Origin of the sequence: Actinomadura macrotermitis (genome assembly GCF_009604375.1) — a bacterium.
In the GTDB taxonomy this organism is placed as follows: Bacteria; Actinomycetota; Actinomycetes; order Streptosporangiales; family Streptosporangiaceae; genus Spirillospora; species Spirillospora macrotermitis.
Genome location: NZ_WEGH01000007.1, coordinates 150,157 through 162,946, shown reverse-complemented (window position 1 = coordinate 162,946; position 12,790 = coordinate 150,157). Strand labels below are relative to the sequence as shown.

3 protein-coding genes are annotated in these 12,790 nt (G+C 76.5%); 2 read left to right on the top strand and 1 reads right to left on the bottom strand.

Annotated features, from left to right (window positions below; genetic code table 11):
- The first annotated feature begins 78 nt into the window (after positions 1-78).
- On the top strand, positions 79-1,020 hold the full coding sequence (locus tag ACRB68_RS39150) for an ACP S-malonyltransferase (protein WP_194293620.1): 942 nt from the start codon (positions 79-81) through the stop codon (positions 1,018-1,020).
- Between the two features lie 40 nt (positions 1,021-1,060).
- Positions 1,061-2,560, top strand: coding sequence for an AMP-binding protein (locus ACRB68_RS39145; RefSeq protein WP_153541942.1), 1,500 nt, complete (start codon positions 1,061-1,063; stop codon positions 2,558-2,560).
- Between the two features lie 16 nt (positions 2,561-2,576).
- On the opposite strand, the gene ACRB68_RS41875 is transcribed toward ACRB68_RS39145, so the two are convergent.
- Positions 2,577-12,782 (bottom strand): type I polyketide synthase, encoded by a 10,206-nt coding sequence (locus ACRB68_RS41875; protein ID WP_153541940.1) that lies wholly within the window; start codon positions 12,780-12,782, stop codon positions 2,577-2,579.
- Between the last annotated feature and the right edge of the window lie 8 nt (positions 12,783-12,790).

The following is a 12,790-nucleotide window of genomic DNA, read 5'->3' as shown; positions in this document are numbered from 1 at the left end:
ATTAGCAATCGCCCCAACGCGAGACTGCACAGGCGGCATAGCCGAAATATGCCAATTCGTCATGAAGGGTTGGGGAATATGGAGCACGAGACCGGAACCGGTGCCCGCGGCGCCGTCGTCTTTCCCGGCATCGGCCCGGCGCGGTTCGCGGACGCGGCCAAGTTCATGCTCCTCAACCCGGTGGCGCGGCGGCTGACGGCCGAGGCCGACGACGTCCTCGGCTACTGCCTCACCGACCGCTACCAGAGCAGCGAGGCCGCGTTCTCCGAAGCGGCCCGCATCTCCTTCCTGCTCAACTGCGTGGCCCTGGCCGAGTGGTCGGGAGCCGCCCCCGAGGTGTGCGCCGGCGCGAGCTTCGGCGGCATCCCCGCCGCGGTCCACACCGGGGCGCTGGCGTTCGCCGACGCCGTGCGGATGACCGCCGAGTGGGGCCGCCGCACCGAGGCCTACTTCGCCCGCGAGCACACCGACGTGGTCACCCTCTCTTTCGCCCGGGTGCCGGAGGAGCGGCTGGCGGAGATCCGCGCCGAACTCGACGCGGAGGGCGCCTGGCACGACGTGGCCTGCCACGTCGACCACGACTTCCACATGCTGTCGGTGCGGCAGGAGAGCGTGGAGCCGCTGCGGGCGCGGCTGCGCTCCGCCGGCGGCCTCCCCCTGTACGAGATGCGCCCGCCGATGCACTCCGCGGCCTTCACCGCCCTGCGGGACGAACTGGCCGCCGAGGTCGCCGCCGGGGCCGGGTTCCGCGATCCCGCGATCCCGATCGTCTCCGACCACGACGGCTCCCTGGTGCGGACCGCGGACGGCGTGCGCTCCCTGCTGCTCGACGCGGTCGTCCGGACGGTGCGCTGGCCCGCCGTGACCGCCACGCTGCGCGGCCTCGGCGTGGAACGGGTCCATGTCGTCGGCCAGGACGCGCTGTGGGGCCGGGTCGCCTGCATGACCGGGAACTTCGAGATCGTCGCCGTCAGGCCCGAGACCGCGATGCGCCCGCGCCGGCGGACCGCCGCCGCCTGACCCCGGCCGCGCCGGCCGTCACACCCTGTGGAGGGGAACCATGTCCGAGCCCTCGGGCCGAGCGCTGCACGAGAGGTTCCTGCGGGGCCTCGCCATCTCCCCCGCCGGGGAGGCCGTCAGGGCCGGCGACCGGTCGATCACCTATGAGGCCGCCCACGAGCGGGCGCTGCGCTGGGCGGGCGCGCTAACCTCCGCCCCCGCCGGGCCGCCGGGCGCGGTCGGGATCCTGGCGGACAAGAGCGTCGAAGCTTACGTCGCGGTGCTGGCCGCCCTGTACGCGGGCGCCACCGCCGTGCCGCTGCACCCGAAGTTCCCCGCGCTCCGCACCCGCCGCATGCTGGACGACGCCCAGGTGGGGGCGGTGCTGGCCGACGGCGCCGGCCGGGCCGCCCTCGCGGAGACCGGTCTCGACCTGCCGGTCCTCGACCTGGCCGCGCCCGCGGCGGGGCCGGCGCTGGACGCGCCGCTGCCGGCCAAGCCGTCGGACGTCGCCTACATGCTGTTCACCTCCGGCTCCACCGGCCGCCCCAAAGGCGTGCCGATCACCCATGGCAGCACCGCCCACTACTTCGACCTCATGGACCGGCGCTACGACTTCGGTCCCGAGGACGTGTTCTCCCAGTCGGTCGAGCTGAACTTCGACTGCGCCATGTTCGAGCTGTTCTGCCCGTGGGGCGTGGGCGGCAGCGCCCACGCCGTGCCCGCCCGCGCCTACCTGGACCTGCCCGCCTTCCTCGCCGAACGCCGCATGACCGTGTGGTTCTCGGTGCCGAGCGGCATCGGCCTGGTCCGCCGGATGGGCGGCCTCGCGCCCGGCTCGCTGCCGTCGCTGCGCTGGAGCTTCTTCGCCGGCGAGGCCCTGCTGTGCTCCGACGCCGCCGCCTGGCAGGAGGCCGCGCCGAACTCGGCGGTGGAGAACCTGTACGGGCCGACCGAGCTGACCATCACGGTCACCCGGCACCGCTGGTCGGCGCGGTCGCCCGGGCTGGCGGTGAACGGCGTCGTCCCGATCGGCGGGCTGCACCCCGGGCACGCGATGCTGCTGCGCGCCGACGACGGCGCGTCCGCCGAGACCGAGGGCGAGCTGTGCATCGCCGGGGAGCAGATGACGGCCGGCTACCTGAACCCCGAGGACGACCGCGGCCGGTTCCTGGAGCGGGACGGCCGGCTCTGGTACCGCACTGGCGACCGGGTGCGGCTGCTGCCCGGCGGCGAGCTGGCCTATCTCGGCCGCCTCGACTCCCAGGTGCAGGTGCAGGGCTGGCGGGTCGAGCTGGCCGAGATCGACCACGCGGTGCGCGGGTTCGACGGCGTCCAGGCCGCGGTGACCACCACCCGGCCCGCCCGGGACGGCCTTGAGCTCGTCGTCTTCTACACCGGGACCCGCGTCCCGCCCGCCGGTCTGGCGCGGCGGCTCCGCGAGGTCCTGCCCGCCGGAATGATCCCCAAGGACTTCCGGCATCTGGCGGAGTTCCCCCTGAACTCCAACGGCAAGGTCGACCGCCCCCTTCTCGCGAAGTGGGCCGAGGCACAGGACTGACGGCCCCGCAGGGCGATCAGAACGTCGGGGTCTCCAGCTCCTGATCGAGGATGTCGAACAGGTCTCCGGCGCTGGCCTCGGCGAGGTCGGCGCCGGTGTCCTCGGCTTCCTCGGGGCGGTGGGCGCCGAGCCAGCGCGCGGTGAGCGCCCTCAGCCGGGACGCGATCCGGTCGATCTCCGCCTCGTCCGGTGCGGCCGACTCCAGCAGGGACTCCAGCCGGGCCAGGCCGGCGTCCAGCGGTGCCTGCGCCGGCGCCGCGTCCGGTGCCAGTTCCGCCAGCAGCAGGGCCGTGATGGCGTCCGGGGTGGGATGGTCGAACACCAGCGTCGCCGGAAGCCGCAGCCCGGTCGCGGCCCGCAGGCCGTTGCGCAGCTCGACGGCGGTGAGGGAGTCGAATCCGAGGTCCTGGAACGCGCGGTCGCGCGCCACCGCTCCCGTCCCCTCGTGGCCGAGGACCGCGGCGACGTGCGTGCGGACCAGGTCCAGCACGACCCGTTCGCGTTCGGCGGCGTCGGCGAGCCCGGCCAGCCGGCTCCGCAGCGCCGCCGAGCCGTCCTGGCCGGCGGTCCGCCGGGCCGGGGCCCTGACCAGGCCGCGTAGCAGCGCCGGCAGTTCGGCGGCGCGGGAGCGGAGCGTCGGCAGGTCCAGCCGGATCGGCACGACCAGTGCCTCGTCCACGGCCAAGGCGGCGTCGAACAGGGCCAGGCCCTCCGCGGCGGGCAGCGGCGGGTAGCCGAGGCGGACCAGGCGCTTCAGGTCGGCCTCGGTGCTTTCGCCGAGGCCGGTGGCGACGTCCCAGAGCCCGTAGGCCAGGGCGGTGCCCGGCAGTCCCGCGGCCCGCCGGGTCTCGGCGAGGGTGTCGAGGAAGAGGTTCGCGGCGGCGTAGCCGCCCTGCCCGGCGGCGAGCACCAGCCCGCCCGCGGAGGAGATCAGCACGAACGCCGTCAGGTCCAGGTCGCGGGTCAGCTCGTGCAGATGCCAGGCCCCGGCCACCTTGGGGGTGAGGACGGCGGTCAGGTCCTCGGGACGCAGCGCCTCGACGAGCCCGGTGTCCGCGACGCCCGCGGCGTGCACCACGCCGGTGAGCCGCCGGTCGGCGGGGATCGCGTCGAGGACGGCGGCGAGCGCGTCCCGGTCGGCGACGTCGCAGGCCACGACCTCGGCGGCCGCGCCCAGCTCGGACAGCCCGGCGACCAGTTCGGGCACGCCCGGCGCGGCCGGGCCGCGGCGGCTGGTCAGCAGCAGGTTCCGGGCGCCGTGTTCGGCGGCCAGATGGCGGGCCATGAGGGCGCCCAGGCCGCTGGTGCCGCCGGTGACCAGCACCGTCCCGGCCGGATCCCAGGCCGGACGCGCCGTCGTCTCGGCGGCGGCGATCCGCGCCAGGCGCGGCGCGAAGGCCGCATCCGCCCGGACGGCCACCTCGGGCTCGCCCGCGGCCAGCGCCACCGGGACGGCCGCGGCGGGATCGCCGTCGGTCTCCAGCAGCAGGAACCGGCCGGGATTCTCGGCCTCGGCCGCCCGGACCAGGCCGCGCGCCGGGGCGTGGGCCGGTTCGCCGGGCCGGACGACCACGACCAGCCGGCCCGTCGTCTCGGCGGAAAGATGCGCCTGGACGGCCGCGAGGGTCCGTTCGGCCACGGTGTAGGCGGCGCCGGGCAAGCCGCCGGAGTCCTCCGTGCAGACGAACACGCCGTCGGCCTCCTCGGGCTCGGCCGCGCCGGAAGGCACGGGCGCCCAGGCGACCCGGAACAGCGACTCGCGATGGCCACCGCCGCCGAGCTGGTCGGCCGACACCGGCCGCGAGACCAGCGCCTCCACCGACAGCACCGGCCGTCCGGTCTCGTCGGCGGCCTCCACGCTCGTGGCGCCGTCCGCGCCGGTCGCGATCCGGACCCGGAGCGCCGCCGCGCCCGCGGTGTGCAGGTGGACCCCGTTCCACTCGAACGGCAGCTCGGTGGTGTCGCCGCCCTCCATCAGGCCGGCGTGCATGGCGGTGTCGAGCAGCGCGGGATGCAGGCCGAACCGGCCGGCCTCGGCCCGGTCGGGCAGGGCGACCTCCGTGAACAGTTCGTCGCCCCGCCGCCAGGCCGCCTTGAGGCCCTGGAACATCGGACCGTAGGCGTAGCCGCGGTCCTTGAGCCGTTCGTAGGCGCCGTCGATCCCGACGGGGACCGCGCCTTCGGGCGGCCACACCGCCAGGTCGGGCGGCGCCGCCGCGGGGCCGGGCACGAGCAGGCCGGTGGCGTTGCGCAGCCACGGCAGGTCGTCGGCCCCGTCGGCGCGGGAGAACACCTCGAAGCGGCGGCCGCCGGACCCGTCGGGGCCCTCGACCACCATCCGGACGGCGGTCCCGCCGCGCGCGGGCAGGGTGAGGGGCGCTTCCAGGACGAGTTCGGCCAGGCCCGGGCAGCCGGTCTCGGCGCCGGCCCGCAGCGCCAGCTCGACCAGGCCGGTGCCGGGGAGCAGGACCGTGCCGAGCACGTCGTGGTCGGCCAGCCACGGCTGGGTGTCGACCGACAGCCGGCCGGTCAGCAGGACGCCATCGGAGCCGGGCACGGCGACGACCGCGCCGAGCAGCGGGTGTTCGGCCGAGCGCAGGCCGGCCGAGCCGAGGTCGCCGGGGCCGGCCCCCGCGCCGGACCGCCAGTAGCGGCGCCGCTGGAAGGCGTAGGTCGGCAGTTCCACCCGGACGCCGCCCCGCCCGGCGAAGAACCGCTCCCAGTCCACGGTCGCCCCGCCCGCGTAGGCCTGGGCGAGGCCGGTCACCAGCTGGCGGACCTCGTCCCGGTCGCGCCGCTGGAGCGCGACGAACCGGGCGTCGGGTGCGCACTCGGTGCCCATCGCGCTCAGGACGCCGTCCGGGCCGAGTTCCACGAACGTCGTCGCGCCCTCGGTCTCCAGCGTCGCGACGGCGTCGGCGAACCGGACGGGTTCGCGCACGTGCCGCACCCAGTGCTCCGGATCGGTCAGGTCGGCGTCGCCGCCGGTCAGGCCCGACACGACCCGAACAGCGGGTTCGGTGTAGGCGAGGTCCGCGGCCACGGCGCGGAAGTCGGCGAGCATCGGTTCCATCAGCGGCGAGTGGAAGGCGTGCGAGACCTTCAGCCGGCTCGTGCGCCGGCCCAGGTCGGCGAAGTGGCCAGCGATCGCGGTGACGGCGTCCTCGGCCCCGGACAGCACGAGCGATCCGGGAGCGTTGATCGCGGCGATGCCCGCCTCGGGGCCCAGGAACGGGAGGGCCTCGTCCTCGGCGGCCTGCACGGCGATCATCGCGCCGCCCGGCGGGAGCGCCTGCATGAGGCGGCCGCGCGCCGCGACGAGCCGGGCGGCGTCGGCGAGGGAGAACACCCCGGCCGCGTGCGCCGCCGCGATCTCCCCGACGGAGTGCCCGGCCAGGAGATGGGGGCGGACGCTCCAGGACTCCAGCAGCCGGAACAGCGCCACCTCGAACGCGAACAGGGACGCCTGGGCGTGGACCGTCTGGTTCAGCTCCGCCGCGTCCGCGGTCCAGGCGGCCTCCTTGACCGGCCGGTCGAGGTGGGCGTCCAGGGCGTCGCACGCGGCGTCGAAGGCGGCCGCGAACGCCGGGAAGGCGGCGTGCAGGTCCCGCGCCATGCCGGGACGCTGGGCGCCTTGGCCGGTGAACAGGAACGCGAGCCTTCCCTGGCGGGCCGTGCCGGTCACGGCCCCGGTCCCGGTGAGGGCCTGGAGCAGCTCGTCGCGTTCTCCGCCGACGGCGACGGCGCGGTGGGCCATGGCGGTGCGGCCGGTCGCCAGCGAGCGGGCGACGTCCAGGGGGTCGAGGCCGGGATCGGCGGTGACGGCCGCGGCGAGGCGGCTCAGCTGCTCCTCCAGCGCCTCGGGGTCGCGGGCCGAGACGATCCAGGGGATCGCCGGGGGCGGAGTGCGCGGACCGGCCTCCTCGGCGGGCGGCGGCTCCTCGATGATGACGTGGGCGTTGGTGCCGCTGATGCCGAAGGCGGAGATCCCGGCGCGTCGCGGACGTCCGTTCGCCGGCCACTCCCGGGCCTCGGTCAGCAGGCCCACCTTCCCCGCCGACCAGTCGACCTGCGGGCTCGGCGCGTCGACGTGCAGGGTCTTCGGCAGCATGCCGTGGCGCATCGCCAGCACCATCTTGATGACCGCGGCGGCCCCGGCGGCGGCCTGGGTGTGCCCGATGTTGGACTTCACCGAGCCCAGCCACAGCGGCTGCTCGCGGTCCTGCCCGTAGGTCGCCAGCAGCGCCTGGGCCTCGATCGGGTCGCCCAGCGCGGTGCCGGTGCCGTGCGCCTCGACGGCGTCCACGTCGGACGCCGACAGCCCGGACAGGGCCAGGGCGCGGCGGATCAGGCGCCGCTGGGACGGGCCGTTCGGCGCGGTCAGGCCGTTGGACGCGCCGTCCTGGTTGGTGGCGGAGCCGCGCACGACGGCCAGCACCGGATGCCCGGCCCGGCGCGCGTCGCTGAGCCGTTCGAGCAGCAGGACGCCGACGCCCTCGCCCCAGCTGGTGCCGTCGGCGGCGGCGGCGAACGCCTTGGCCCGCCCGTCGGGGGCGAGGCCGCGCTGCCGGCTGAACTCGATGAAGCTGTCCGGGGTGGCCATGACGGTCACCCCGCCGGCCAGGGCGAGCGTGCACTCGCCGGAGCGCAGCGACTGGGCGGCCAGGTGGAGGGCGACGAGGGAGGAGGAGCAGGCGGTGTCGATGGTGACGGCCGGCCCTTCCAGGCCGAGGGTGTAGGCGACCCGGCCGGAGACGACGCTGCCGCTGTTGTCGCCCGGGTAGTCGTGGTACATCACGCCGGCGAACACTCCGGTGGGGCTGCCCTTGAGCGTCGCCGGGTCGATCCCGGCCCGCTCCAGGGCCTCCCATCCGGCTTCCAGCAGCAGCCGCTGCTGGGGGTCCATGTCGTGGGCCTCGCGCGGGCTGATCCCGAAGAAGGCCGCGTCGAAGCGGGCGGCGTCGTAGAGGAATCCACCGTCCCGCACGTAGGTGCGGCCGGGCACGCCGGGCTCGGGGTCGTAGATGCGCTCGGTGTCCCAGCCGCGGTCGGCCGGGAATCCGGCGATGCCGTCGCCGCCTTCGGCGACCAGCCGCCACAGGTCGTCCGGTGAGGCGACGCCGCCCGGCAGTCGGCACGCCATCCCGACGATCACGATGGGGTCGTCGTCGGCGGCCGCGACGATGTCCGTGGCGCCGTCCCGGCCGCCGCCCGACAGCTCGGCGACGAGCCGGCGGGCCAGGACGGCCGGTGAGGGATGGTCGAAGACGAGGGTGGCGGGCAGCCGCAGGCCGGTCGTCCGGGCCAGCCGGTCGCGCAGTTCGATCGCGGTGAGCGAGTCGAAGCCGAGATCGCGGAAGGCCCGGTCGGGGTCGATCGCGTCGGCGTCGTCGTGCTGGAGCACAGCGGCGGCCTGGGCGCGCACGACCTCGATGAGCGCGGCCACCCGGTCGGCGGGGTCCAGCGCGGCGAGGCGCCGCCGCAGCTCGGCCGAGCCGGTCCCGGCGACCCGCCGGGTCCTGGCCGGGACGAGCCCGCGCAGCATCGCGGGCGGTTCGGCGGACGCGCGGAGCGCCGCCCGGTCCAGCCGCACCGGGACGAGCGCGGGCTCCTCGACCGCGGCGGCGGCGTCGAACAGGGCGAGTCCCTCGGCGGTGGCCAGCGGCACCATCCCGGTGCGGGCCAGCCGCCGCCGCTCGACCTCGGAGAGCGTTCCGGCCATGCCGTCGGCCCACGGCCCCCAGGCCAAGGAGCGGGCGGGCAGGCCCCGGTCGCGGCGGTGCCGGGCCAGCTCGTCCAGCCAGGCGTTGGCGGCGGCGTAGTTGGCCTGGCCGGGGGCGTCGACCACGCCCGCGACGGAGGAGAACAGCACGAACGCCCGCAGGTCCAGGTGTTCGGTCAGCTCGTGCAGATGCCAGGCGGCGTCGGCCTTGGGCCGCAGGACGGCGCCCAGGCGGTCCGGGGTCAGCGCGCCGACCACCCCGTCGTCCAGCACACCCGCCGCGTGGACGACCGCGCTGAGCGGGCGTTCCGCCGGGATGGCGGCGATCACCGCGGCCAGGGCGGCGCGGTCGGCGGCGTCGCAGGCCGGGACCGAGACGCGGGCGCCGAGGGCCCGCAGCCGTCCGGCCAGTTCGGCGGCGCCGGGCGCGTCGATGCCGCGGCGGCCGGTGAGGACCAGGTCGCGCACCCCGTGCCCGGTGACCAGATGGTGGGCCAGCAGCGCGCCGAGGGCGCCGGTGCCGCCGGTGATCAGGACCGTGCCGTCGCCGCTCCACGGGGCGGGCGGCTCGTCGGGGATCCGCACCGGGGCCAGCCTCGGCACCGTGACCGTTCCGGCGCGCACCGCGGCCTCGGGTTCGCCGGTGGCGAGCGCGGCCCGCACCGCCTCGGCGGGGTCGGCGCCGGGGTCGGTCTCCACCAGCAGGAAGCGGCCGGGGCTCTCGCCCTCCGCCGCCCGGACGAGCCCCCGGACGGCCGCGTGCGCGAGCCCGCCGTGGTGGACCACGGCCAGCCGGCCGGAGTCCTCGCCGGCGAGGTGCTCCTGGACGGCCCGCAGGACCGCCTCCGCCGAGGCCCGGACGTCGGCGAGGACGTCGCCGGTGCCGGGCGGGCAGCGGAACACCGCGGGTTCGGCCTGCTCGGAGGCGGCGGCCGGGGCTGGGGCCGGCTTCCATTCCACCCGGAAGAGCGCGTCGGTGCCGGCCGCGGGCGGGCCGGCGGACAGGGGCAGCAGCCCGAGGGATTCGACGGCGGCGACCGGGACGCCCGCGGCGTCGGCCAGGTCGAGGGACAGGGAGCCGCCGTCGAGGCCGCGGATCCGGACCCGCAGCTCGTCGGCGCCGACGGCCCACAGCGACACGCCCGCCCAGGTGAAGGGCACCAGCGGGGGTCCGTCGCCGGCCGGGCGGGCGGCGTCGGCGGCGTGCAGCGCGGCGTCCAGCAGGGCCGGATGCAGGCCGAAGCGGTGGCCGGGCTCGGGCAGGGCGACCTCGGCGAGCACGTCGCCGCCGTCGTGCCAGGCGGCGCGCAGCCCCTGGAACAGCGGGCCGTAGGCGAGGCCGGTGCCGGCGAGCCGCTCGTACAGGCCGTCGAGATCGAGCGGCCGGGCGCCGGGCGGCGGCCAGGCGGCGGGGCCGGGCGCAGGGGCGGGGACGCTCTCGGCCAGAGTGCCCTCGGCGTGCTGGATCCACGCTCCGCCGGCGTGGGAGACGACGCCGACGGGGCGGCGGCCGGCGCCGTCGGCCGCGCCGACCACCACGCGGAGCTTCACTCCGCCGTGGTCGGGCAGCACGAGGGGCGCCCGCAGGGTGAGCTCCTCGACGCGGCCGCAGCCGACCTCCTCGCCGGCGCGCAGCGCGAGTTCGACGAACGCGGTGCCCGGCAGCAGCACCGCGCCGAGGACGCTGTGGTCGGCCAGCCACGGCTGGTCGTCCAGCGACAGGAGACCGGTGAGCACGACGCCGTCGTCGTCGGGGAGGCTGACCAGCGCGCCGAGCAGCGGATGGTCGGCGGCGGCCAGCCCCGCGGCGGCCACGTCGGCGGACGCCGAGCGCCGGGTGCGCCAGTAGCGCTGCCGCTGGAAGGCGTAAGTGGGCAGGTCGACCCGCCGGGCGTCCCGGCCCGCGTAGAGGGCGGGCCAGTCCGGGCGGACCCCGCCGGCGTGCAGCAGCCCGACGGCCTCGAGGAGCGCCGCCGGCTCGGAGCGGTCCTTGCGGAGCGCCGGGACCGCCGCGGCGGTCTCTGCGCGCAGGACGCGCCGGGCCAGACCGGTGAGGACGCCGTCGGGGCCCAGTTCGAGGAAGGTGGTGACGCCCTCGCGCTCCAGGTGGCCGATGCCGTCGGCGAAGCGGACCGCCTCGCGGACGTGCCGGACCCAGTAGCCGGGGTCGGTGACGTCGGCGGCGCCGCCCGTCACATTGGACACGATGGGGACGGAGGGGGCGCTGTAGGCGAGGCTCTCGGCCGTCTTCCCGAACTCGGCCAGCATCGGCTCCATCAGCGGCGAGTGGAAGGCGTGCGACACCTTGAGCCGGGTGGTCCTGCGGCCTTCGCCGGTGAAGTGCTCCGCGATCGCGGTGACGGCGGCGTCCGCGCCGGAGACCACGACCGCGTCGGGGCCGTTGACGGCCGCGATCCCGGCCTCGCCAGTGAGCAGCGGCAGCACCTCGGCCTCGGACGCCTGGACGGCGACCATCGCGCCCCCGGAAGGCAGCGCCTGCATCAGCCGGCCCCGCGCCGCGACCAAACGGGCGGCGTCGGCAAGGGAGAACACCCCGGCCACATGAGCAGCCGCAATCTCCCCGATCGAATGCCCCGCCACAAAATCCGGACGGATCCCCCACGACTCCACCAAGCGGTACAGGGCCACCTCGAACGCGAACAACCCCGCCTGGGCGTGAACCGTCTGGTTCAGCGCCTCCGCATCGCCCCACACCACCTCCCGCAGCGGCCGGCCGGGGAGCCCGTCCAGCTCGGCGCAGACGGCGTCGAAGGCCTCGGCGAACACCGGGAACGTCTCATGGAGTTCCCGGCCCATGCCGACCCGCTGGCTACCCTGCCCCGAGAACAGGAACGCGGTGAGGCCGACGCCGGGACGGACCCGTCCGCGCACCAGCCCGGCCCGGGAGGCGCCCTCTGCGAGGGCGGCGAGGCCCGCCAGCAGCTCGTCGCGGCCGGAGCCGATCACGGCGGCGCGGTGGTCGAGGGCGGCCCGCCCGGTCGCCAGCGACAGGCCCACGTCGGACGGCCGCAGCTCCGGGCGCTCGGCCAGGTGGGCGTGCAGCGCCGCGGCCTGGGCGGCGAGCGCCTCGGCGGTCTTGCCCGCGACCGGCCACAGCACGGGGCCGCCGGGGTCGGCGCCGGCCGCCGGCGGTGCCGGCTCGGGCGGCTGCTCGATGATCACGTGGGCGTTGGTGCCGCTGACGCCGAAGGACGACACCGCGGCCCGGCGCGGCGCGCCCTTGTCGGGCCACTCGCGCGCCTCGGTCAGCAGCCGGATCTCCCCGGCCGTCCAGTCGACCTGCGGGGTCGGCGCGTCCACGTGCAGGGTCTTGGGCAGCACGCCGTGGCGCATCGCCTCGACCATCTTGATGATCCCGGCGACGCCCGCGGCGGCCTGGGTGTGCCCCAGGTTCGACTTGATCGAGCCCAGCCACAGCGGCCGCTCGCGGTCCTGGCCGTACGTCGCCAGCAGCGCCTGCGCCTCGATCGGGTCGCCCAGCGCGGTGCCGGTGCCGTGGCCCTCGACCACGTCCACGTCGGCGGGGGCCAGGCGGGCGTTGGCGAGGGCCTGGCGGATGACCCGGCGCTGGGACGGGCCGTTCGGCGCGGTCAGGCCGTTGGACGCGCCGTCCTGGTTGACGGCGGAGCCGCTGACGACCGCGAGGATCGGACGGCCGTCGCGTTCGGCGTCGGAGAGCCGCTGCAGCAGCAGCATCCCGGCGCCCTCGCCCCAGCCGGTGCCGTCCGCGGCGGCGGCGAACGAGCGGCACCGGCCGTCGGGGGACAGCCCGCGCTGTTCGCTGAACTCCACGTAGGTGTCCGGCGTCGCCATCACTGACACCCCGCCCGCCAGTGCGAGGGCGCAGTCGCCCGACCGCAGCGCCTGGACCGCCCAGTGCAGGGCGACCAGCGACGAGGAGCAGGCGGTGTCGACCGTGACGGCCGGACCCTCCAGGCCCAGCGTGTAGGCGACCCGGCCGGACACCAGGCTGCCGTCGCTGGAGGTGATGCCGTAGTCGTGGTACATCGCCCCGGCGAACACCCCGGTGCGGCTGCCGCGCAGCGCCAGCGGGTCGATACCCGCTCGCTCCAGCGCCTCCCAGGAGATCTCCAGCAGCACCCGCTGCTGCGGGTCCATCGCGAGGGCCTCGCGCGGGCTGATCCCGAACAGTTCGGGGTCGAAGTCGGCCGCGTCGTGCAGGAACGCGCCGCGGCGCACGTAGCTCTTGCCCGGCTTGCCGGGTTCGGGGTCGTACAGGCCCTCCAGGTCCCAGCCGCGGTCGGCGGGGAACGCCGAGGTGGCGTCCACTCCCCCGGCGACCAGCTCCCACAGCCGCTCCGGGGTCGCGGCCCCGCCCGGATAGCGGCACGCCATCCCCACGATCGCGATCGGCGCGGACGCGGCGGCGGCCAGCCTGGTGTTGCGCTGCCGGAGGCGCTCGTTCTCCACGAGGGAGTTCCGCAGCGCCTCGACGACCTTCTCGACGGACGTGTCCATGCCGGTGC